The organism is Serratia sp. EWG9, from assembly GCF_019913725.1.
GTDB classification, from domain to species: Bacteria; Pseudomonadota; Gammaproteobacteria; order Enterobacterales; family Enterobacteriaceae; genus Serratia; species Serratia ureilytica.
This window is the reverse complement of sequence record NZ_JADNRO010000005.1, coordinates 228491-249851: the sequence shown is the minus strand read 5'-3', so window position 1 is coordinate 249851 and position 21361 is coordinate 228491. Positions and strand designations below refer to the sequence as shown.

General features: G+C 60.1%; 22 protein-coding genes, 1 pseudogene and 1 other annotated feature. Of the genes and pseudogenes, 15 read left to right on the top strand and 8 right to left on the bottom strand.

Going from position 1 to position 21361, the window contains the following annotated elements:
* Positions 1–22: 22 nt before the first annotated feature.
* Positions 23–1045, bottom strand: coding sequence for an isopenicillin N synthase family oxygenase (locus tag ITX55_RS13910; protein WP_223085180.1), 1023 nt, complete (start codon positions 1043–1045; stop codon positions 23–25).
* Positions 990–1226 carry a hypothetical protein gene (locus ITX55_RS13905; protein ID WP_223085169.1) on the bottom strand — a complete coding sequence of 79 codons (237 nt, stop codon included), beginning with the start codon at positions 1224–1226 and terminating at the stop codon, positions 990–992. The genes ITX55_RS13910 and ITX55_RS13905 overlap by 56 nt, the downstream gene beginning before the upstream one ends.
* A 107-nt stretch (positions 1227–1333) precedes the next feature.
* Here ITX55_RS13905 and ITX55_RS13900 point away from each other — a divergent pair, with 107 nt between their 5' ends.
* Entirely contained in the window at positions 1334–1990 is a 657-nt protein-coding gene (locus ITX55_RS13900; protein WP_033642497.1) for an HAD family phosphatase, read from the top strand.
* Between the two features lie 91 nt (positions 1991–2081).
* Positions 2082–2702 carry a glutathione S-transferase family protein gene (locus tag ITX55_RS13895; protein ID WP_213587268.1) on the top strand — a complete coding sequence of 207 codons (621 nt, stop codon included), beginning with the start codon at positions 2082–2084 and terminating at the stop codon, positions 2700–2702.
* A 13-nt stretch (positions 2703–2715) separates the two neighbouring features.
* Here ITX55_RS13895 and ITX55_RS13890 read toward each other — a convergent pair whose 3' ends face one another.
* A complete protein-coding gene (locus tag ITX55_RS13890) occupies positions 2716–3816 on the bottom strand; it encodes a PQQ-dependent sugar dehydrogenase (protein ID WP_223085168.1) in 1101 nt (366 codons plus the stop codon).
* Positions 3817–3947: 131 nt separating this feature from the next.
* Between ITX55_RS13890 and ITX55_RS13885 the strand changes: the two genes are divergently transcribed.
* Positions 3948–4367: a GNAT family N-acetyltransferase gene (locus ITX55_RS13885; RefSeq protein WP_223085167.1), complete on the top strand. Its 420-nt coding sequence runs from the start codon at positions 3948–3950 to the stop codon at positions 4365–4367.
* A gap of 11 nt (positions 4368–4378) precedes the next feature.
* Positions 4379–5362, top strand: coding sequence for a magnesium and cobalt transport protein CorA (locus tag ITX55_RS13880; protein ID WP_033642493.1), 984 nt, complete (start codon positions 4379–4381; stop codon positions 5360–5362).
* Positions 5363–5435: 73 nt separating this feature from the next.
* Here the strand turns inward: ITX55_RS13880 and ITX55_RS13875 are convergent, their stop codons facing one another.
* The 3 genes from ITX55_RS13875 to speB form a co-directional block, all read right to left on the bottom strand.
* Entirely contained in the window at positions 5436–6245 is an 810-nt protein-coding gene (locus ITX55_RS13875) for a nitrilase-related carbon-nitrogen hydrolase (RefSeq protein WP_223085165.1), read from the bottom strand.
* A 105-nt stretch (positions 6246–6350) separates the two neighbouring features.
* Entirely contained in the window at positions 6351–7736 is a 1386-nt protein-coding gene (locus tag ITX55_RS13870; protein ID WP_182073881.1) for a sodium:solute symporter, read from the bottom strand.
* A gap of 77 nt (positions 7737–7813) precedes the next feature.
* Positions 7814–8746, bottom strand: coding sequence for an agmatinase (speB, locus tag ITX55_RS13865; protein WP_223085163.1), 933 nt, complete (start codon positions 8744–8746; stop codon positions 7814–7816).
* Positions 8747–8996: 250 nt separating this feature from the next.
* Here speB and ITX55_RS13860 point away from each other — a divergent pair, with 250 nt between their 5' ends.
* A complete protein-coding gene (locus tag ITX55_RS13860) occupies positions 8997–9911 on the top strand; it encodes a LysR family transcriptional regulator (protein ID WP_197796905.1) in 915 nt (304 codons plus the stop codon).
* Between the two features lie 6 nt (positions 9912–9917).
* Here the strand turns inward: ITX55_RS13860 and ITX55_RS13855 are convergent, their stop codons facing one another.
* On the bottom strand, positions 9918–10742 hold the full coding sequence (locus tag ITX55_RS13855) for an SDR family oxidoreductase (protein ID WP_033642487.1): 825 nt from the start codon (positions 10740–10742) through the stop codon (positions 9918–9920).
* Between the two features lie 229 nt (positions 10743–10971).
* Between ITX55_RS13855 and hisL the strand changes: the two genes are divergently transcribed.
* The 10 genes and pseudogenes from hisL to ITX55_RS13805 all read left to right on the top strand — a co-directional run bounded on the left by hisL (position 10972) and on the right by ITX55_RS13805 (position 19046).
* Positions 10972–11019 carry a his operon leader peptide gene (gene hisL, locus ITX55_RS13850; RefSeq protein WP_100396937.1) on the top strand — a complete coding sequence of 16 codons (48 nt, stop codon included), beginning with the start codon at positions 10972–10974 and terminating at the stop codon, positions 11017–11019.
* Positions 10995–11121, top strand: a sequence feature (His leader region). (Overlaps the previous gene by 25 nt.)
* A gap of 70 nt (positions 11122–11191) precedes the next feature.
* Positions 11192–12091, top strand: a complete 900-nt coding sequence (gene hisG / locus ITX55_RS13845; protein WP_015377256.1) for an ATP phosphoribosyltransferase — start codon at positions 11192–11194, stop codon at positions 12089–12091.
* A 4-nt stretch (positions 12092–12095) separates the two neighbouring features.
* Positions 12096–13403, top strand: a complete 1308-nt coding sequence (gene hisD, locus ITX55_RS13840) for a histidinol dehydrogenase (protein WP_089191430.1) — start codon at positions 12096–12098, stop codon at positions 13401–13403.
* A pseudogene (gene hisC / locus ITX55_RS13835) lies at positions 13400–14487 on the top strand (histidinol-phosphate transaminase). Before hisD ends, hisC begins: the two are co-directional and overlap by 4 nt.
* Positions 14484–15551 (top strand): bifunctional histidinol-phosphatase/imidazoleglycerol-phosphate dehydratase HisB, encoded by a 1068-nt coding sequence (gene hisB, locus ITX55_RS13830; protein WP_015377254.1) that lies wholly within the window; start codon positions 14484–14486, stop codon positions 15549–15551. The pseudogene hisC and the gene hisB overlap by 4 nt, the downstream one beginning before the upstream one ends.
* The gene (gene hisH / locus ITX55_RS13825; protein WP_021504315.1) at positions 15551–16141 is read left to right on the top strand and encodes an imidazole glycerol phosphate synthase subunit HisH; all 591 of its coding nucleotides are present in this window, start codon (positions 15551–15553) and stop codon (positions 16139–16141) included. Before hisB ends, hisH begins: the two co-directional genes overlap by 1 nt.
* A 5-nt stretch (positions 16142–16146) precedes the next feature.
* Complete coding sequence (hisA, locus tag ITX55_RS13820) at positions 16147–16884, top strand: 1-(5-phosphoribosyl)-5-[(5-phosphoribosylamino)methylideneamino]imidazole-4-carboxamide isomerase (protein WP_223085161.1); 738 nt, start codon at positions 16147–16149, stop codon at positions 16882–16884.
* On the top strand, positions 16866–17642 hold the full coding sequence (gene hisF / locus ITX55_RS13815; RefSeq protein ID WP_033642483.1) for an imidazole glycerol phosphate synthase subunit HisF: 777 nt from the start codon (positions 16866–16868) through the stop codon (positions 17640–17642). Before hisA ends, hisF begins: the two co-directional genes overlap by 19 nt.
* Positions 17636–18250, top strand: coding sequence for a bifunctional phosphoribosyl-AMP cyclohydrolase/phosphoribosyl-ATP diphosphatase HisIE (gene hisIE / locus ITX55_RS13810; protein WP_223085160.1), 615 nt, complete (start codon positions 17636–17638; stop codon positions 18248–18250). Before hisF ends, hisIE begins: the two co-directional genes overlap by 7 nt.
* Positions 18251–18404: 154 nt before the next feature.
* A complete protein-coding gene (locus tag ITX55_RS13805; protein ID WP_223085156.1) occupies positions 18405–19046 on the top strand; it encodes a hypothetical protein in 642 nt (213 codons plus the stop codon).
* Positions 19047–19084: 38 nt separating this feature from the next.
* Here the strand turns inward: ITX55_RS13805 and ITX55_RS13800 are convergent, their stop codons facing one another.
* Entirely contained in the window at positions 19085–21298 is a 2214-nt protein-coding gene (locus tag ITX55_RS13800) for a glycosyltransferase (protein WP_223085154.1), read from the bottom strand.
* Positions 21299–21361: the final 63 nt, after the last annotated feature.

Genomic DNA, 21361 nt, shown 5'->3' with positions numbered 1-21361 from the left:
CGGGCTTTTTTACGCCCGGCGTTCAGACGCCGATGACGTCCTGATAAAAACGGTGCGCCACATCGGGGTGAGAGCGGATGCGCCCTTTCAGGTAATTGTCGCCCACGTCGCGAAACAGCGGGTTGAGCGGATCGCTGGCCGGGCCGCCCGCCTGCGCCGCCAGCTGCGGCGGCAGTTGATACAGCGGCACCACCGCGTCCAGCCGCGCGCCGAGGAAGAAAGCGATCGACAACCTGTCGCGCCCCGCCGGCGGCGTTTCCACCCGGTGCACCGTGGCGCGCAGGTAGCCGTTGGTCGCCAGCTCCAGCAGCTCGCCGATGTTCACCACGAAGGTGTCTTCACGCGGCTGCGCGTCTATCCATTGCCCTTCGCTCACCTCTACCTGCAGCCCTTTTTGCGCGTCCTGCAGCAAAAAGCTGAGAAACCCGGAGTCCTTGTGCGCGCCGACGCCCTGTGCGCTGCCGGTGGCGTCCCGCCCCGGATAGCGGATAAGTTTGATGTGCTCGTTGGGCTTCTCGCCGTACAAGCGATCGAACGCCTGCTCCGGCAGCGACAGCGCCAAAGCGAAAGCGCGCAGCAGCCGCAGCGACATGGCGGTCATGGCCTGTTGCCACTGCAGCAGCAGCGGTTTCAGCGTCGGCAGCGCCGCCGGCCACTGGTTTGGCCCCTGCAGGCGCGCCCAGCGCGGCGTGTCATCAGACAGCGTCAGCGCCGGGCGTTCAGCGCCGATATCGAACTGCTCGCGCCAGTCAGGCTGCCCGCGCGTGAGTTCCGCCGCCGCCCGGTTGTAACCGCGAAAGTGCGGCGAATGCACCATCTGCACCGCCAGCTTGTCGGCTTCCGGCAGGGCGAAGAATTGCCGCGCGGCGTGCTGCAGCCGCGCATTCAGCGCGCCGTCCACGCCGTGCCCACGCAGATAGAAAAAACCGACGTCGCGGGCCGCCGCGCGCAGATCGTCGAGAAAGGCGCGCCGTTGGCACGCATCACCGTCAAGCTGCGAAAGACTCAGCAGCGGCAGCGTCTTCTGCGTCGTCAGATGCGTCATCATGCGGTTCCTCTTCTTCCCCGATCACGATCGGGCTGCCATACAGGCGAATAATCAACATTGTCACTCCCCAGCGGGTAGCTGCATTTGCTTCATAGTTATCACCGCGCTCGCCGGAGCGGCCAATATTGTTGCGTTCTAAGTTATGCAAACGTTCAACAAAATGTCGCAAAACCGTCATCAATGTTTCTTATGCTCTGCGCAATTTCGCCGACGCCGCTGGCTGGCGACGTGCGCTATCCGCTATCCTGTAAACGACCTCATACCCTGCCTGCCGGAGAAATACTGATGGATTTAGCCTTATTCGACCTGGATGAAACCCTGATTGACGATGACAGCGCCAGCCTGTGGATCCGCTGGCTGGTCGGCCAGGGGTTCGCGCCGGCGGAGCTGGAACTGCAGGAGCAGCAGCTGATGCAGCTCTATTATCAGGGCAAGCTGTCGATGGAGGACTACATGCAGGCCACGCTGGCGCCGCTGGCCGGCCTGAGCGTGCAAACCGTGGCCGGCTGGGTGCAGCGTTACATCCGCCGCGACATCCTGCCGCGCGTCTATCCCGCCGCCCGCGAACGCCTGCAGTGGCACCGCGAACGCGGCGACTGCATCCTGGTGATCTCCGCCACCGGCGAGCATCTGGTGGCGCCGATCGCCGAACAGCTCGGCGCCGACGATGCGCTGGCGATCGGCGTGGAAATCAGCGATGGCCGCTTCACCGGCAACACCTACGGCACCATGACCTATCAACAGGGCAAGGTGATCCGCCTGCAGCACTGGCTGGCGCAGCACCCGCACCTGAAGTTCGAGCACAGCCACGGCTACAGCGACTCTCTCAATGACAAGGCGATGCTGCAATTCGTCGACAGCGCCACGGTGATCAACCCCGACAGCGAACTGAGCGCGCTGGCGGCGGAGCGCGGCTGGGAAGTGTGCCGCTGGGAACGCTGAGCGGCAGACAAAAAGTGCCCTGCGGTGTGACAAAAAGCGCGTTGTGGCGTAGGTATAGAGGGTCCTTATTATCCGCTAACGGAGTTATCCCATGCTGACCATTTGGGGTCGTGAGAATTCGAACAACGTCAGGAAGGTGCTGTGGTGCGCCGCCGAATTGGGGCTCAACTACACCCACATCAACGCCGGCGGGGCGTTCGGCAAAGTCAACGAAGAGAGTTACCGCGCGTTGAACCCGAACGGCCTGGTGCCGCTGCTGCAGGACGATGACTTCGTGCTGTGGGAGTCCAACACCATCGTGCGCTACCTGGCGGCGAAATTCGGCGACGCGACGTTCTATCCGCAAGATCTACAGGCGCGCGCCGCCGCCGAGAAATGGATGGACTGGACCACCTCGACGATTGTCCCGGCCTTCACCATCGTCTTTTGGGGCCTGATACGCACCGCGCCGGAGCTGCGCGACATGGCGAAAATCGAAACGGCGATCGCCACGCTGGAAAAACACTTCGACGTCATCGAACAGACGCTGGCGCACCAGCCTTACCTCTCCGGCGGCGCGTTCGGTTTCGGCGATATCCCGCTCGGCAGCTTCGCCTACGCCTGGTTCGAAATGCCGATCGCCCGCCGCCCGCGGCCGAACATGGAGCGCTGGTATCAGCAACTGCGCGCACGCCCGGCCTACCAGCACGGCGTGATGAGCGCACTCACCTGACGCGTGCGGGGCGTTACGACGCCCCGACCTTCAGCAGCTTGCCGTCCCGTTCGTCCGTCAGCAGATACAGGTAGCCATCCGGCCCGCTGCGCACCTCGCGGATACGTTCGCCGCGATCGCCCAGCAGCCGCTCTTCCGCCACCACCTTGTCCCCCTTCAGCGTCAGGCGAATCAGTGCCTTTTGCGCCAGCGCGCCGATGAACAGCGAGTGCCGCCAGGCGGGGAAGCGCTGCCCATCATAGAACGCCATGCCGCTGAGGCCGGGCGAAACCCGCCAATAGTGGAGCGGTTGTTCGGTGCCGGGCACCCGCTCCCCTTTCGCCTCGGGGATCGGCTGGTCGGAATAGTTGATGCCGTAGGTGGCCAGCGGCCAGCCGTAGTTTTTACCCGGCAGCGGGATGTTGAGCTCATCGCCGCCGCGCGGGCCGTGCTCATGCTCCCAGATTGCGCCGCTCCACGGGTTCAACGCCAGCCCTTGCGGATTGCGATGGCCGTAAGACCAAACCTCCGGGCGTTTACCTGCCTGGCCGACCCAGGGGTTGTCCGGCGGCACGGCGCCCTCGGCGGTCAGCCGCACCAGCTTGCCCTGCAATTTGTCGGTCTCTTGCGCCGTCGGCCGCTGATTGTTTTCGCCCAGCGTGATAAACAGGTAGCCTTGCCGATCAAACGCCAATTTGCCGCCGAAGTGATTGCCGACCGACAGCTTGGGCTGCTGACGGAAGATCACCTTAAAGTTTTCCAGCCGCGCGCCATCGTCGCTCAGGCGGCCATAGCCGACCGCCGTGCCGGCTTTGCCGCCCTCGCCCGGTTCGGCGAAGCTGAGATACACCCGGCGGCTGGCGGCGAAATCGGGCGCCGGCAGCACCTCCAGCAGGCCGCCCTGCCCTTCGGCGTAGACCTGCGGCACACCGGCGATCGGCGGCGACAGCCCTTTATCCTGCTGCCACAGCCGCAGCCGGCCGGGCCGTTCGGTGATAAGCAGGCCTTGTTCCGCCGGCAAGAAGGCCAGCGACCAAGGGTGTTCCAGGCCGTCCTGCAATTGGCTGACCGTCGGCGCGGCGTGCGCCAGGCCGCTGCATAGCAGCAAACCGGCCAGCAGAGTCAATCGGGACATGGCGTCCTCCTGAAGATAAAATGACCCGTTTAGTGTAGCCCACTCAGCGGCCGCGGTCGTTTGCATTACATTTCAACGGGTTGCCTTTTAGCCGCCATGTGCTTAAGTTAATCCATTACCCAGGAGGAAAAATGGACATTACCGTTACCGACGCGATCGACGAACACACCCTCGATGCGATCAGGCAAGGCCTGCGCGCTTACAACCTGCCGCATATCGACGCCAGCCACCGCAAGCCGCTCAGCGTCTATGCGCGCGACGAAGCCGGCGCGGTGATCGGCGGCCTGACCGCCGAAACCTGGGGCAACTGGCTGAGCGTCGAGTGGCTATGGGTGGCGGATACCCAGCGCGGCAGCGGCCTCGGCGGCCGACTGATGCGCGCCGCCGAGCACGAGGCGCAGGCGCGCGGCTGCCGCTACGCCCGCCTCGACACCTTCAGCTTCCAGGCACGGCCGTTCTACGAAAAACTCGGCTATCAGCTGCAAATGACGCTGAAAGAGTATCCGGTAGAACACGAGTGCTATTTTCTTACCAAAACCCTGACTGATTAATGGATGGACGGATGGACAGCAAAAGCATGGTGGTGAACTGTGTGGCGTACAAAGCCGGCCAACGGCTGGGCGAAGTGACCATCGACGATATCAGCGAGGTGGTCAAACAGCCCGACACCTTCATCTGGCTGGGATTAAGGCAGCCGGAGCCGGCGTTTATGCGCAAGGTGCAGGAGGAGTTCGGGCTGCACGATTTGGCGATCGAAGACGCGCTGTGCGCGCACCAGCGGCCGAAGCTGGAGACCTACGGCGACTCGCTGTTCATCGTGGTGAAAACCGCGCAGTGGGGCGAGCACGACGAAATCGAATACGGCGAAACCCACTTCTTCGTCGGCAAAAACTTTCTGGTGACGGTGCGCCACGGCGCTTCGCCCAGTTACGCGCCGATCCGCGCCAAGGCGGAAGAGAACCACAAGCAGATGTGCCGCGGGCCGGGCTTCGCCCTCTATTCGGTGTTGGACTTCGTGGTGGATAACTACCGCAGCGTGGTGGCGCGCTTCGAGAGCACCATCGAGAACATTGAAGCCAACATGTTTCAGTCAGAGTTCGATCAGGCGGCGATCGAGAACGTCTATACCCTGCGCCGCCATCTGCTGGCGCTGCGCAACGCCGCGCTGCCGATGGATGAAATCTGCAACCAGCTGATCCGCCTGCACGAAGAGGTGATCCCGAAAGAGCTGCGCGCCTACGTGCGCGACGTGCAAGATCACGCCCATCAGGTGGTCAGCAATATCGACGACATGCGCGAAATGCTGACCAACGCCATGCACGTCAACCTGGCGCTGGTGACGGTCAAACAAAACGAAGTGGTGAAACGGCTGGCGGGTTGGGGGGCAATCTTGGCCATCCCGACGGTGGTCTTCAGCCTGTACGGGATGAACTTCGCCGACATGCCGGAACTGAAGTTCCCGTGGGCCTATCACGCCACGCTGGGAGTGACCGCCGTCGGCTGCATTTTCCTGTATCAGAAACTGAAGAAATCGGGCTGGCTGTAAGCGCCAGAACGGCGCTTTTCCCGCCGACGAAAACGATCGCGGGGCGGCTGGGATCACCGGCCGCCCCGCCGCTTCAATACAGCATCGGCCGCCGATCGCGATGCACGTGATTGTGGCGGCCGATGCGCTTGTCATCGGCCGCGCCGATATCCATCGATGCCAGCACCATGCCTTCGCCTGTCAGGCTCTGCGTCAACGGATAGCCATCGGCGTCGACGATCACCGAACCGCCGATCCACGCAACGCCGCGCTCCGTTTCGCAACGATCGCACACCGCGATGAACAGCCGATTGACGGCGGCGTTGGCCTGCGCCTTCACCATCTCCGCCGGCCGTTCGCCCTGCGGGCGCGGCGCCAGCGGCCAGTTGACCGGCGCGCACAGCAGCTGAGCACCGGCCAACGCAGGCAAGCGCACCCACTCCGGAAACTCGAGGTCGTAACAGATCATCACCGCCAACCGGCCAAAACGCGTCTCGACGACCGGCGGCGGCCGATCGCCGGCGGTAAAGATCGAACTCTCTTCATGCCACAGGTGCGCTTTGCGATAAATCGCCCTCACCCCCTGCGCATCGATCAACGCCGCGCTGTTGGCCACCTCACCCTCGGGCAGGCGCTCGCAAAAACCGGCGACGATCGCCACATCCAGCTCACTCGCCAGGGCACACCACAGGCTGAGGCTAGGGCCGTCTTCGGCCTCGGCCAACGCCCGCGCCTCCGCCTTGTCGCGCAGCACATAGCCGCTGTTCACCAACTCCGGCAACACGATGACGTTGGCGCCACGCTGCGCTGCCCGGCGGATCGCCTGGGCGGACAGCGCCCGATTGTGCTCCGCTTCCCCTACCCGCAGCGCCAACTGGCAGCATGCGACGCTGATCGTACCCATGACTCACCTTCTCCTTACCCTCACCGTTAAACCGACAGGGCGGCGATACCCCCCCTACTCCTCAGTAAATCAGTAAAGGCGCCGTGATAAAAGCCCGGCCGCCCCTCAGCGTTCAGTTTGAGTCTCCAGCTGCGGCGCCGGACGGCTCAGCAGGCTGCCCAGCACGAAGGCGACGCCGCCGCCCAGCAGACCGCCGTAGATCGGGCTGTTGGCGTCGATGCCGTGCCAGATCATCAGCCCCACCACGCACAGGCTGCCGGCCAGCATGCTGGCGATGGCGCCGGCGCTGGTGGCGCGCGGCCAGAAGATAGCCCCCACCAACGGGATCAGCATGCCGCCCACCAACAGGTTGTAAGCCAGCGTTAGCGCCGCCAACACGTCGCGCACCACAAACGCCAGCCCCAGCATGACCGCGCCCATGAAAAGCGTGGTGAAGCGCCCGGCGGCCAGCCCGCCGGAAGGTTTGCGCCGGATGGCCGGCAGCACGTCCTCCAGCGCGATGGTCGAAGACGCCAACAGACAGGCGCTGGCGGTGGACATCAGCGCCGCCAGGGCCGCCGCGGCCACCAGCCCGCTGACGCCGACCGGCAACACCGCCTGCGCGATGGCGGCGAAGGCGCCGTCGGTATTACTGAGCGACGGCAGCACGATCTTGCCGGCCATGCCGATCAGCGCGCCGGTCACGCCGTACAGCACGCAATAGACGCCCGCCCCCAGCCCGGCGAAGCGCGCCACATTGGCGCTACGGGCGGTGAACACCCGCTGCCAGATGTCCTGACCGATCAAAATGCCGAAGAAGTAGATCAGGAAAAATACCAGAATAGTATCCAGCCCGATCGACGACAGCTGGTAGTAACCGGCGGGCAGCAGGCTGGTGAACGCCTCCCAGCCGCCGGCCTTGACGATGCTCATCGGCATCAGCACCAGCATCATGCCGACGGTCATGATGATGAACTGAATGATGTCGGTCAGCGTCAGCGACCACATGCCCCCCAGCGTCGAATACAGCACCACCAGCCCGCCGCCGAGCAGGATAGACGCGCTGAACGACAGGCCGAACATCACCTGCATCACGCTGCCGATGGCGATGATCGAGGTCACCGCCACCATCAGGTCATACGCCAGCATGATAGCGCCGCTGGTGACCCGCGCCGCCGGGTGATACCGCCGCGACAGCACCTGGCTGACGGTATACAGCTTTAGCTTGAGCAGCGGTTTGGCCAGCACCAGGCTCAGCACCACAATGCCCAGCCCGAGCGCACCGCACAGCCAGACGCCGGAGATGCCGTAGGTGTAGCCGAGCTTGACGCTGCCGATGGTCGACGCGCCGCCAAGCACCACCGCCGACAGCGTGCCCAGATACAGCCCCGGCCCCAGGTTGCGCCCGGCCACCAGATACGCCTCTTTGGAGTTGGCGCGGCGAATGCCCATCCACCCCACCGCGCCTATCACCAGAAAGTAAATCACCACAACCAGCAGATCGAGATTCATGGGTACCTCCACTCCGTTGTTATTGTTATCAGGGGGCCCGACGCAACCGCTCCGCCGGCAGGGTCAGTACGCCGGCCTCAGCGGGCCGGCAGCACGCACAGCATTTCAAACAGCAGATTGGCCGCCAGCAGCGCCGTATTGCCGGAGCGATCGTAAGGCGGCGACACCTCCACCACGTCGCCGCCAATCAGATTCAGCCCACGGCAGCCGCGCACGATCTCCAGCCCTTGCCAAACCGACAGCCCGCCGACCTCCGGCGTGCCGGTGCCCGGCGCGAAGGCCGGATCCAGCCCGTCGATATCGAAACTGAGATAAACCGGCGCATCGCCCATCTGCTCGCGGATCTCCGCCATCAGCGGCGTCAGCGACCGATGCCAGCAGGCTTCGGCCGGCACCACGCGGAAGCCCTGGCGCCGTGACCAATCGAAGTCATCCGCCGCATAGCCGCTGCCGCGCAGGCCAATCTGCACCACTTTTTCCGGTGCCAGCAGCCCCTCCTCAAACGCGCGGCGGAAGGTGGTGCCGTGCGCCAGCTGTTCGCCAAACATCTCCTCGTTGGTGTCGGAATGCGCATCGACGTGGATCAGCCCGACCGGGCCATGTCGGCGGGCGATGGCGCGCAGCACCGGCAGCGTCAGGGTGTGGTCGCCGCCGAGCGTCAACGGCGTGCAGCCGTGCGCCAGGATCTCGCGGTAAGCCGCCTCGATGCGCCGTACGCTGTCCGCCAGGCTGTAGGGGTTAATGGCGACGTCCCCCAGATCGGCCACCTGCAGCAGTTCGAATGGGGCGGAGCCGGTGCCCATGTTGTAGGGGCGGATCATCACCGACTCCTGGCGGATCTGGCGCGGGCCATAGCGGGTGCCGCTGCGATTGGAGGTGCCGATATCCAGAGGAATGCCGACAAAGGCGGCGTCCAGACCACGCGCCTGATCGGCGGCGGGCAGGCGCATCATGGTGGGGAGACCGGCAAAGCGCGGCATGTCGTTGCCGCTTTGGGGTTGGTTCAGCATGGCGTTTCCTTGTCTTGGGCTTGCGATAAATTGAAACATTTAAGCAACATTCGCAGACTACCCCGTTGACCGCACCGGCTACCATTCCCGCTTTTGCATGTAAACATCGAAAAACACGATGTAACTAACCCATTGAAGCGTTGATTTTTATTTCAATCTCATGCCATAAGAAAGGCCATATCTTCAGCGCCGCGCCTATTTCTTCAATGTTAAAAATGGGTTAAGCGGCCGACGTTCTGCGGAGGGGGCGATGCTCACTAACCTAAGCGATATCGATCTGAAGCTGTTGCGGGTGTTCGTCGCGGTGGCGGAAGCCCAGGGCGTCAGCGCCGCACAGGAAACGCTGCTGATGAACCAATCCACCATCAGCACCCATCTGGCCTCGCTGGAAACGCGACTGGGTTTTCGCCTGTGCCAGCGCGGGCGCTCCGGCTTCCGGCTGACGCCAAAAGGGGAACGCATGCTGATCGCCTGCCGCTCCTTGTTCAACGCCGCCCGCGACTTCACCCGGGTCAGCCAGTCGCTGAACGGCCTGCTGACCGGCGATCTGCAAATTGGTTTGGTGGATAACCTGGTTTCACTGCCGGGCAACCCGTTCAGTCAGGCCATCAAGCACTTTCAGCGGCGCCACCAGGACGTGCAATTGCAGTGCCGCATCTGTTCACCGAACGAGATTGAACAAGGGCTGCTGCACCGGCAGCTCGATCTGGGCATCGGCTACTTTGGCCAGCAGTTGGAGGCGTTGCGTTATCAACCGTGGCTGGAGGAGACGCAGGCGATCTATTGCAGTGAGGATCACCCGCTGTTCGCGGTGGAAGAACCCGAGCGCGAGCAGATTGAAAACGCGCGCTGGGTCAAGCGCGGCTACCTGCTGGCGCAGCAGCTGTGCCCGATCGCCCCGCCGCATCTGGCCGCGGTGGCCCACCACATGGAGAGCGTCGCCCATCTGGTGCTGAGCGGCACCTGTCTCGGTTATCTGCCCACCCACTATGCGGCGCGCTGGGTGGAGCAAGGGTTGCTGCGGCAGTTGGGCGGCACGGCGCTCTCTTACCGCGCCACGCTCAGCCTGGTCAGCCGCCCCGTCCAACCCGACGAGGCGTTGAACGCGCTGCTGGAGGATTTGGCGCGCGCCGGCGAAAAAAAGCCCCGCATACGCGGGGCCTGACGGACGTTAACTGACCGGCATGCGCGCCGGATCGGGATACTGGTATTCAAAACCCAGCTCGTTGCAGATGCGGTTGCCGTCCACCAGCCGCTCATCCTGTTCCGCTTCGTCGGCAAACTGCGGCGGCTCCAGGTGCAGCTGCTCGGCCAGGGCCGGATAGAAATCGCGCTTGGCCGGATGACGCGGCGCGCACAGGTTGTACACGTGGCCGCCCTTCGGCAGCTTGAGCAGCAGTTGGATGGCGGCGATGACGTCGTCCTGGTGCACCAGATTCACCCCCTGCGAGCCCCCCTTCACATCGAGCTTTCCCGCCAGGAAGCGGCCTGGGTGGCGATCGGCGCCCACCAGCCCCGCCAGGCGCAGAATGTCCACCGAGGTATTCGGCAGCTCGTGCAGCCAGCGCTCCAGCTCGGCCAATACCCGGCCGGACGGCGAGACCGGCCGCAGCGGCGACTCTTCGCGCAGCGTGCCGGCGGTTTCGCCATACACCGAGGTGGAACTGGTGAAGATCACCCGCGGCACGCCGAAAGCCATTGCGCTGTCCACCAGCATGCGCACCGCATTGAAATAATTCTCGCTGCCTTCGACGGTGCGGCGCGCGGGCAGCGTGACCACCAGCGCATCCACGCGCAGCAACGACGCCAGATCGTCCGGATCGCAGATCAATTCCGGCGTCAGCTCCAACTGATAACATTCGATGCCGCTCATCCGCGCGGCCTCGACGCCGTCCGGCGTGGTTTTGCTGCCGACCACGTCGTACCCGCGGCCCATCAGCGACAACGCCAGCGGCATGCCCAACCAACCCAGACCAATAATGGCTACCTTTTTCATCCTCTTCCTCTCCTGAAGATCGCAGCGCCCTGCCCTTAAGGCTACGCCACTGCGCGCGGCGATACAATCTGACCGGCTTAAGGTTAGGTAAAGCCGTGTGTGGCTAATAACTCAACCTGTTTCAATAAATTAAATTTATGACGATAAAAAAGAGTTGCACGGCGGACAGCGGATAGTTTAGCTTAATTGCCATACGGTTTTTTACCGACTTTTGCTGAGAGAAAACACCATGACACGCGTTCAGTTCAACCACCATCATCACCATCACCCTGACTAGTCTTTCAGGCGATGTGTGCTGGAAGACGGTTTGTTAATCTTCCAGTGGCGCGCAGAACGCAAGAGAGAGCCCTCGGAAGATTTCTTCCGAGGGTTTTTTTTTGGCTCCGGACAGACAGAAAGAATAGTTTTTACAATAAATTCATAAAATTACAGATTAAACAGAGGTTACCATGCTGGACAAGACACGTTTACGGATCGCAATGCAGAAGTCGGGCCGCCTGAGCGATGAATCCCAGGAACTGCTGGCGCGCTGCGGCATCAAGATTAACCTGCAGCAGCAGCGTCTGATCGCCTTCGCCGAAAACATGCCGATCGATATCCTGCGCGTGCGCGACGACGACATTCCGGGTCTGGTGATGGACGGCGTGGTCGATCTCGGCATCATCGGCGAGAACGTGCTGGAAGAAGAGCTGCTCAGCCGCCGCGCACAGGGTGAAGACCCGCGCTACTTCACCCTGCGCCGCCTCGATTTCGGCGGCTGCCGCCTGTCGCTGGCCACCCCGCTCGACGCCGAATACGCCGGCCCGCAAAGCCTGCAGGACGCCCGCATCGCCACCTCTTACCCGCACCTGCTGAAGCAATACCTCGACAAACAGGGCGTGCGCTTCAAATCTTGCCTGCTGAACGGCTCGGTGGAAGTGGCGCCGCGCGCCGGCCTGGCCGACGCCATCTGCGATCTGGTCTCTACCGGCGCCACGCTGGAGGCCAACGGCCTGCGCGAAGTGGAAGTGATCTACCGCTCCAAAGCTTGCCTGATCCAGCGCGACGGCGAAATGCCTGAAGCCAAACAGCAGCTGATTGACCGCCTGATGACCCGCATTCAGGGCGTGATCCAGGCGCGCGAATCCAAATACATCATGCTGCACGCGCCGAGCGAGAAACTGGACGAGATCGTCGCGCTGCTGCCGGGCGCCGAACGCCCGACCATTCTGCCGCTGGCCGGCGCGCAGAACCGCGTGGCGATGCACATGGTCAGCAGCGAAACCCTGTTCTGGGAAACCATGGAAAAACTGAAAGCGCTCGGCGCCAGCTCGATTCTGGTGCTGCCGATTGAAAAGATGATGGAGTAACGCCATGTCGACCTTCAACACGCCGATCGATTGGGCGACGTGCAGCGCCGAACGCCAGGCCGAGCTGCTGATGCGTCCGGCGATCGCCGCTTCCGACAGCATCACCCGCACGGTGAACGAGATCCTCGACAACGTGAAGGCCAACGGCGATCGGGCGTTGCGCGACTACAGCGCCCGTTTCGACAAGGCGGAAGTCTCGACGCTGCGCGTCAGCGCCGAGCAGATCGCCGCCGCCGCCGCGCGGTTGGGCGACGACATCAAACAGGCGATGGCGGTGGCCGTCGCCAACGTGGAAACCTTCCACAACGCGCAGCGACTGCCGCCGGTGGACGTCGAAACGCAACCGGGCGTGCGCTGCCAGCAGGTGACCCGCCCAATCGACTCGGTGGGACTGTATATTCCCGGCGGATCGGCGCCGCTGTTCTCCACCGTGCTGATGCTGGCGACGCCGGCGCGCATCGCCGGCTGCCGCCGGGTAGTGCTGTGCTCGCCGCCGCCGATCGCCGATGAGATCCTGTATGCGGCGCAGCTGTGCGGCGTGCAGGAAGTGTTTCAGGTCGGGGGCGCGCAGGCGATCGCCGCCCTGGCGTTCGGCACCGAAAGCGTGCCGCGCGTGGCGAAGATCTTCGGGCCGGGCAACGCCTTCGTGACCGAAGCCAAGCGGCAGGTCAGCCAGCGCCTTGACGGCGCGGCCATCGATATGCCGGCCGGTCCTTCGGAAGTGCTGGTGATCGCCGACGCCGGCGCCACCCCGGCATTTGTCGCTTCCGATCTGCTGTCGCAGGCCGAGCACGGCCCGGATTCGCAGGTGATCCTGCTGACGCCGGACGCGGCGATGGCGCAGGCGGTGGCCGAAGCGGTGGAAAGCCAGCTGGCCGAACTGCCGCGCGCCGACACCGCCCGCCAAGCGCTGGCGAGCAGCCGCCTGATCGTGGCACGCGATCTGCCGGAGTGCGTGGCCATCAGCAACCGTTACGGCCCGGAGCACCTGATCATTCAGACCCGCAATGCGCGCGATCTGGTGGACGGCATCACCAGCGCCGGTTCGGTGTTCCTCGGCGACTGGTCGCCGGAGTCCGCCGGCGATTACGCCTCCGGCACCAACCACGTGCTGCCGACCTACGGCTACACCGCCACCTGCTCAAGCCTTGGTCTGGCCGATTTCCAAAAACGCATGACGGTGCAAGAGCTGACGCCGCAGGGCTTCAGCAACCTGGCTGCCACCATCGAGACGCTGGCTGCCGCCGAGCAGCTGATCGCCCACAAGAACGCCGTGACCCTGCGCGTCGCCGCCCTGAAGGAGCAAGCATGAGCATCGAAAAACTGGCGCGCGCCAACGTTCGCGAGCTGACCCCTTATCAATCGGCGCGCGCCTCGGCGGCAAGGGCGACGTATGGCTGAACGCCAACGAATACCCGATCGCCCCGGAATTCCAACTGACCGCGCAAACCTTCAACCGCTATCCGGAGTGCCAGCCGGCGCAGGTGATCGAACGCTACGCCGCCTATGCCGGGGTCAAGAAAGAGCAGGTGCTGGTCAGCCGCGGCGCCGATGAAGGCATCGAGCTGCTGATCCGCGCCTTCTGCGAGCCGGGCAAAGACGCCATTCTGTTCTGCCCGCCGACCTACGGCATGTACGCCGTCAGCGCCGAAACCTTTGGCGTGGAGCGCCGCACCGTAGCCGCCAAAGAGGACTGGCAGTTGGATCTGCCGGCCATCGCGGACAGCCTGGACAACGTGAAACTGATCTACGTCTGCAGCCCGAACAACCCGACCGGTAACCTGATTGACCCGGACTCTCTGCGCAGCCTGCTGGAGATGGCCAAAGGCAGAGCGATCGTCGCGGTGGACGAAGCCTATATCGAGTTTTGCCCGCAGGCCTCGGTGGCCGGGTGGCTGAGCGACTATCCGCACCTGGCTATCCTGCGCACGCTGTCGAAGGCCTTTGCGCTGGCCGGCCTGCGCTGCGGCTTTACGCTCGCCAACGAAGATCTGATCGCCCTGCTGCTGAAGGTGATCGCGCCTTACCCGCTCTCGACGCCGGTGGCGGATATCGCCGCGCAGGCGCTGAGCGCCGAAGGCATCCGCACCATGCGCCAGCGCGTCACCGACATCGCCGCCACCCGCAGCTGGCTGCAGCAACAGCTGGAAAAATGCGCCTGCGTCGAGCAGGTTTTCGCCAGCGACAGCAATTACCTGCTGGCCCGCTTCACCGCCTCAAGTAATGTGTTTAAAAGCTTGTGGGATCAGGGCATTATCTTACGAGACCAAAACAAACAGCCCGGGTTGTCCGGCTGCCTGCGCATCACCATAGGCACCCGCGACGAATGTCAACGCGTGGTGGACGCCTTGTCCGCCCTGCCCGGCGCCAACCAGACTCGCCAGGAGCCAATGTGAGCCAAAAAATCCTCTTTATCGATCGTGACGGCACGCTGATCGCCGAGCCACCGGAAGATTTCCAGGTTGACCGCCTGGACAAGCTGGCGCTTGAGCCGGACGTGATCCCTTCCCTGCTGGCGCTGCAACAGGCGGGGTATCAGCTGGTGATGATCACCAATCAGGATGGGCTCGGCACCGCCAGTTTCCCGCAGGAAACCTTCGATCCGCCGCACAACCTGATGATGCAGATCCTTAGCTCGCAGGGCATTCAGTTCGCCGATGTGTTGATCTGCCCGCACCTGCCGGCGGACAACTGCGACTGCCGCAAGCCGAAGACCGCGCTGGTGAAGGGTTATCTCGAACCCGGCGTGCTCGATACCGCCCACAGCTACGTGATCGGCGATCGGCCGACCGACGTGCAGCTGGCGGAAAACATGGGCATTCAGGGGCTGCGCTACCAGCGCGGCGTGCTGGGCTGGAAAGAGATCGTGCGCCAGCTGACCCTGCGCGACCGTCATGCGCGGGTTAACCGCGTGACCAAAGAGACGCAGATCGATGTCAACGTCTGGCTGGATCGCGAAGGCGGCAGCAAAATCAAAACCGGCGTCGGCTTCTTCGACCACATGCTGGATCAGATCGCCACCCACGGCGGCTTCCGCATGGAGATCGACGTCAAAGGCGACCTGTATATCGACGATCACCACACCGTAGAGGACACCGGCCTGGCGCTGGGCGAAGCGTTGAACAAGGCGCTGGGCGACAAGCGCGGCATCGCCCGCTTCGGCTTCGTGCTGCCGATGGACGAGTGTCTGGCGCGCTGCGCGCTGGATATCTCCGGCCGCCCGCACCTGGAGTACAAGGCCGAGTTCAACTATCAGCGCGTCGGCGATCTCAGCACCGAAATGGTCGAGCACTTCTTCCGCTCGCTCTCCTACACCATGGGTTGCACGCTGCACCTGAAGACCAAAGGCAAAAACGACCACCACCGGGTCGAAAGCCTGTTCAAAGTGTTTGGCCGCACGCTGCGCCAAGCGATCCGCGTCGAGGGCAATACCCTGCCGAGCTCGAAAGGAGTGCTGTGATGAACGTGGTGATTTTGGATACCGGCTGCGCCAACCTGGCCTCCGTCACCTATGCGGTGCGGCGCCTGGGCTATCAGCCGGAAGTGAGCCGCGATCCGGAGATCGTGCTGCGCGCCGACAAGCTGTTCCTGCCGGGCGTCGGCACCGCGCAGGCGGCGATGGATCAGCTGCGCGAACGCGATCTGATCGAACTGATCAGGGCCTGCACTCAGCCGGTGCTGGGCATCTGCCTCGGTATGCAGCTGCTGGCGGCCAGCAGCGAAGAGAACGGCGGCATAACGACGCTCGGCCTCATCGATACGCCGGTAAAGCAGATGACCGACTTCGGCCTGCCGCTGCCGCATATGGGTTGGAACCAGGTATCCGCGCAGGCGGGCCACCATCTGTTCCGCGGCATCGATGACGGCGCCTACTTCTATTTCGTTCACAGCTATGCGATGCCGATATGCCCCAGCACCATCGCTCAGGCGAACTACGGCGAGCCCTTCACCGCCGCCGTGCAAAAAGACAACTTCTTCGGCGTACAGTTTCATCCAGAACGATCTGGAGCGGCCGGCGCGCAACTGTTGAAAAACTTTCTGGAGATGTAGGCAGCATGATTATTCCGGCTTTGGATTTGATCGACGGCAACGTGGTGCGTTTGCATCAGGGCGATTACGGCCAACAGCGCGACTACGGCAACGATCCGCTGCTGCGCCTGCAGGACTATCAACAACAGGGCGCCCAGGTGCTGCACCTGGTCGATCTGACCGGCGCCAAAGAACCGGCCGCGCGCCAGATCCCGCTGCTGCGCAAGCTGTTGGCGGGGGTTAACGTGCCGGTGCAGGTCGGCGGCGGCATCCGCAACGAGCAAGACGTCAGCGCCCTGCTGGAGGCCGGCGCCACGCGCGTGGTAATCGGCTCCACCGCGGTGAAACAGCCGCAGCTGGTGCAAAGCTGGTTCGAACGCTATGGCGCCGACGCGCTGGTACTGGCGTTGGATGTGCGCATCGACGCGCAGGGCGTGAAGCGCGTGGCCATCAGCGGCTGGCAGGAGGATTCCGACGCCACGCTTGAACAGGTGGTAGAGCAGTTCCTGCCCTACGGGCTGAAACACGTGCTGTGCACCGACATTTCGCGCGACGGCACGCTGGCCGGTTCCAACGTGGCGCTGTATCAGGCGATCAGCCGCCGCTATCCGCAAGTGGCCTTCCAGGCCTCAGGCGGCATCGGCAATCTGGACGACATCGCCCAGTTGCGCGGCAGCGGCGTTGCCGGCGTGATCGTCGGGCGCGCCCTGCTGGAAGGTAAATTTAGCGTTGAGGAGGCGATTGCATGCTGGCAAAACGGATAATCCCGTGTCTGGATGTTAAAGACGGGCAAGTGGTGAAAGGCGTGCAGTTCCGCAACCACGAAATCATCGGCGACATCGTGCCGCTGGCGCAGCGCTATGCGCAAGAAGGCGCGGACGAGCTGGTGTTTTACGATATCACCGCCTCGAGCGACGGCCGGGTGGTCGACAAAAGCTGGGTGTCGCGCGTGGCGGAGGTGATTGATATCCCGTTCTGCGTCGCCGGCGGCATTAAAAGCGCCGAGGACGCCAGCCAGATCCTGTCTTTCGGCGCCGACAAAATCTCCATCAACTCACCGGCGCTGGCCGATCCCGATCTGATTAGCCGCCTGGCGGATCGCTTTGGCGTGCAGTGCATCGTGGTGGGCATCGATACCTGGTTCGACAGTGAAACCGGCAAGTATCACGTCAATCAATATACCGGCGACGAGAGCCGCACCCGCGTCACCCAGTGGGAAACCCTCGACTGGGTGCAGGAAGTGCAGCGCCGCGGCGCCGGTGAGATCGTGCTGAACATGATGAACCAGGACGGCGTGCGCAACGGTTACGATCTGCAGCAGCTGCGCCGAGTGCGCGAGGTCTGCAAGGTGCCGCTGATCGCCTCCGGCGGCGCGGGCACGATGGAGCACTTCCTGGAAGCGTTCCGCGATGCGGACGTCGACGGCGCGCTGGCGGCATCGGTGTTCCACAAACAAATCATCAATATTGGCGAACTGAAAAGGTTCCTGGTCGAACAAGGCGTGGAGATTCGCGTGTGCTGACAGAACAACAGAGAAACCAGCTGGACTGGGAGAAAACCGACGGCCTGATGCCGGCCATCGTGCAACACGCCGTTTCCGGCGAAGTGCTGATGCTGGGTTACATGACGCCGGAAGCGCTGGCGACCACCGAGCAGGGCGGCAATGTCACCTTCTTTTCGCGCACCAAGCAGCGCCTGTGGACCAAAGGCGAAAGTTCCGGCCACTTCCTCAAGGTGGTCAGCATCACGCCGGACTGCGATAACGACACGCTGCTGGTATTGGCCAACCCGATCGGCCCGACCTGCCACCTGGGCAACAGCAGCTGCTTCCACCCGGCCGCCAGCGACTGGACGTTCCTCTATCAGCTGGAACAGCTGTTGGCGGAGCGCAAGCATGCCAGCCCGGACAGCTCATACACCGCCAGCCTGTACGCCAGCGGCACCAAACGCATCGCGCAGAAGGTCGGGGAAGAAGGCGTGGAAACCGCGCTGGCCGCCACGGTCAACGATCGCGAAGAGCTGACCAACGAGGCCTCGGATCTGATCTATCACCTGCTGGTGCTGCTGCAGGATCAGGATTTGGATCTGAGCGCGGTGATCGGCCGGCTGCGCGAGCGGCATCAGAAATAACCACCACTGGCAGGACTCGACTTTTGTTGGGTTCTGCCCTTATACGCACCATCAAATTTTCACCGATGCCTCACATTTTAAAAATCTCTTGCTTCATCAAATTATTTTTGGTTTAGAATTAGATTAGGCCTACAACAATTTAGGATTGGCAGCTATGGGAAGTGATAAACTTTCATGCTTCGAAAGCATGGGTGATAATTGCGAGTTTGGTTTCTATTTGCGTAAAAAAGGCATCGAAAGCGGCAGTTTATTCCGTTGGTCGCTCATCAAGGATCATCAGGATCTTCTCAATCTCATTTCCAGTGATTTTAACGAATTCTATCAGTATCATAATCTCCAGCCTACCTGGAGAAATATGCTGGTTGATAGCTCAAATGGTGTTATATTCCACACTGAGCTCTTTAGTCAGCAGGTTGGTGAACACTGGGAGTTTGAAGATGATGAGGATACAAGAAAGGAAAAATACCTGATAGAGAAGGAAAAAATCGATTATCTTGTTAACAAATTCAATAATGCACTGAAAGAAGGCAACAGAGTTTTCGTTATCAAAAAGAACAACAATCAAATTGATATGACTGTCATTGAAAAATTAGCAAACAAACTCAATCAATCTGGCAAAGCCAAGATATTAGTGGTCTTCCAAAACGATGATAAAAACAAGCTTGGCTTGGTTGAACATTATAATGAAAACATATTAATTTCTTACATCGATCGCTTTGCAGATTATAGCCAAGCCGACAATATTTCAGTTGAAGGCTGGGATAAAATCATCAACAATGTAACAAATAAACTCTAATTATTGTAGAAGCGCCGCATATTGCGGCGCTTTATTTATTAGCGGCCACGAAGAGTATTAAATACTTTCCTTGTGACACGATAGAAGAAACCTCGTTTATTTACCGCTGCATACAATGCATTGAATCGGTCATGTGCCCAACCATCACGCTGCTGAGAAATGAGGTAATCAAGTTTTTCGTTGATTATACCAACCTCAGCGGATCCGTTAACATTAGGGTTATTACGATAGAATGCCAGATCGCGTTCCAGCCGATGAATCCTATCGATATAAGATGGGATCAATCCCATAGTGTACTGAATTCGATTATCAGGAGACATGAATGGACGATAGCTGCGGAAGTTATTCTTTCCTTTATTTCCACTAATTAACATACCCGTATTAGCAACTCGGTACCAGAATAAAGCTTCAGGCACCAACTGCATCTTGTATCCAGCCAAAGCGACACGACAGAAGAACTCCCAATCTTCGTGCCCAATACCATAGTCTTCAGTAAAACCGCCAACGCTGTCAAAAACACTTTTTCTGATCATTGCATTAGCATCACCGAAACAGTTAGCAAAGCTGGCGACGTTCAGATCTGCACCTAAGGGTAACCAACAATCCTTCATTTTACGGAACGGCGATGGGAACTCATCCCCATAAATCAAATCACTCGGAGTCGTCAAAAGATCACTGCCGGAGTAAACCGCCGCACGCACGAATGTTTCAATCTCATGCGGTTTAGCAACATTGTCGTCATCCATGAAGATCAAAAATTCACCAGATGCGTGCTTTGCAGCTAAGTTACGAGCAGCGCCTAAATAATTATTAGAACTCTTTATAATCTTCCAGCCTTTCTCAGAGAACTCTTTATTTAGAAGATCTAGATAACGGCGGGACTCATCCTTGACACTTCCATCGTCAACGAGAATGACCTCGAAGTTGGAATAGGTTTGCGTTTTTAGCGAGGCGATAGCCTGTTGCAGCAAATGGCTTCGATCATGGTGAACCAAGCAAACGCTCACCAACGGTTCTAAATTTGCGTCAGCCTGCAAGCGAGTAGGTTCAAAAGATTCGCTAAGCGCCTCAATCCAACGTGTTTTAATTTCATCAACGTTTTGAACCAACTGCGATTTAACATGAAGATTGTCGAGCCGCAACGTAATTTTTTGATACAATGAACTAGGTGTTGGTTCAAATATAATCTCAGGATGGTTCTCTACGGGAATCAGTTCTTTTATGCCACCAACCGAAGAGGCTATAAAGTTAACATCACCGATCAAACTTTCGTAGACAGTATAAGGCGAGTTCTCAACTAAAGAAGGAATAACAACGAGTGTATTCTCTCCTTTGATATAAGCATCAGCTTGTGTACGATCATAGTCGGTAATAATATTAACTTCGACATCGAGCGAATCCGTTTTCGTTCTTATATGTTCAATGGAGTTAAAACCTTCCGCAACTACTGCTTTCCCCATAAACGTAACTGCCGAAATTTTGACTAGCTCGTCTTTTTTCAGGTTATGCAAGGCCCGTAGAAAAATATCTAATCCTTTTCTGGTTTCTAAGCGACCGAAGAAAACAAGTTCAATACCGTTAGCTATTTTTTTAGAGCGCTTTGGAAGTATTGCATCATCAACTGGATTGATTGAGAAGGGTTCGCAGTTAAGAATAACATGACTTGCCGCAGGCAAAATCCAATTTTTATCACGCATCCAATCTAGCAAGTATTGTGAAGGGCTAATAACCTCATCAGCCATCTCGACGACCTTCTGCTCCATGAAATAAAGCTCCATGTGGTTTTGGTCGTACGGAAGTTGATAATTTCCTTCATCAGCCCAGAGAGTAGAGCTATGCGTGTTTACAATGAACTTGGTATCCGCAAAGAATAGTCCTTGCCCTTTTGCAAGAAGCGAGTAATAAAGATCCGCCTGCCATTCACAAGCAATGACAATATCATAAGGCGCCCTTTCACTTTCCTTCATCCATTCATAAACTGCGTAGCTTTTTCTTCGGAAATAAGGAGCATCGATATTTATATCTGTTAGTGCAGGAAGCACCTTCAGATTAACACCATGATCTTTATATACCTCAATCCAATGTTCGATTTTTCGCTCACCAGATTCGGAGTAATCGCCACAGGTATAAAGGACCTCGACAGCGAAGCCTGACTTTGCCATGTTTACAGACAAAGAGGTAAAAGCCGTTCCAATTCCTCCGTTTCGGATCGGGCCTTCGATATCAGGAGTAACTATAAGAACTTTTTTCATACAAACATATCCTTCGAATCGTTCTAATAACTTGCGTTGATTATTGTTATCACAATCTTTACA

Excerpts from the sequence above, each read along its gene's own strand:
- ITX55_RS13910 (WP_223085180.1), bottom strand. The coding sequence starts at position 1,045 with ATGACGCATCTGACGACGCAGAAGACGCTGCCGCTGCTGAGTCTTTCG.
- ITX55_RS13905 (WP_223085169.1), bottom strand. The coding sequence starts at position 1,226 with ATGACGGTTTTGCGACATTTTGTTGAACGTTTGCATAACTTAGAACGC.
- ITX55_RS13900 (WP_033642497.1), top strand. The coding sequence starts at position 1,334 with ATGGATTTAGCCTTATTCGACCTGGATGAAACCCTGATTGACGATGAC.
- ITX55_RS13895 (WP_213587268.1), top strand. The coding sequence starts at position 2,082 with ATGCTGACCATTTGGGGTCGTGAGAATTCGAACAACGTCAGGAAGGTG.
- ITX55_RS13890 (WP_223085168.1), bottom strand. The coding sequence starts at position 3,816 with ATGTCCCGATTGACTCTGCTGGCCGGTTTGCTGCTATGCAGCGGCCTG.
- ITX55_RS13885 (WP_223085167.1), top strand. The coding sequence starts at position 3,948 with ATGGACATTACCGTTACCGACGCGATCGACGAACACACCCTCGATGCG.
- ITX55_RS13880 (WP_033642493.1), top strand. The coding sequence starts at position 4,379 with ATGGACAGCAAAAGCATGGTGGTGAACTGTGTGGCGTACAAAGCCGGC.
- ITX55_RS13875 (WP_223085165.1), bottom strand. The coding sequence starts at position 6,245 with ATGGGTACGATCAGCGTCGCATGCTGCCAGTTGGCGCTGCGGGTAGGG.
- ITX55_RS13870 (WP_182073881.1), bottom strand. The coding sequence starts at position 7,736 with ATGAATCTCGATCTGCTGGTTGTGGTGATTTACTTTCTGGTGATAGGC.
- speB (WP_223085163.1), bottom strand. The coding sequence starts at position 8,746 with ATGCTGAACCAACCCCAAAGCGGCAACGACATGCCGCGCTTTGCCGGT.
- ITX55_RS13860 (WP_197796905.1), top strand. The coding sequence starts at position 8,997 with ATGCTCACTAACCTAAGCGATATCGATCTGAAGCTGTTGCGGGTGTTC.
- ITX55_RS13855 (WP_033642487.1), bottom strand. The coding sequence starts at position 10,742 with ATGAAAAAGGTAGCCATTATTGGTCTGGGTTGGTTGGGCATGCCGCTG.
- hisG (WP_015377256.1), top strand. The coding sequence starts at position 11,192 with ATGCTGGACAAGACACGTTTACGGATCGCAATGCAGAAGTCGGGCCGC.
- hisD (WP_089191430.1), top strand. The coding sequence starts at position 12,096 with ATGTCGACCTTCAACACGCCGATCGATTGGGCGACGTGCAGCGCCGAA.
- hisH (WP_021504315.1), top strand. The coding sequence starts at position 15,551 with ATGAACGTGGTGATTTTGGATACCGGCTGCGCCAACCTGGCCTCCGTC.
- hisA (WP_223085161.1), top strand. The coding sequence starts at position 16,147 with ATGATTATTCCGGCTTTGGATTTGATCGACGGCAACGTGGTGCGTTTG.
- hisF (WP_033642483.1), top strand. The coding sequence starts at position 16,866 with ATGCTGGCAAAACGGATAATCCCGTGTCTGGATGTTAAAGACGGGCAA.
- ITX55_RS13805 (WP_223085156.1), top strand. The coding sequence starts at position 18,405 with ATGGGAAGTGATAAACTTTCATGCTTCGAAAGCATGGGTGATAATTGC.
- ITX55_RS13800 (WP_223085154.1), bottom strand. The coding sequence starts at position 21,298 with ATGAAAAAAGTTCTTATAGTTACTCCTGATATCGAAGGCCCGATCCGA.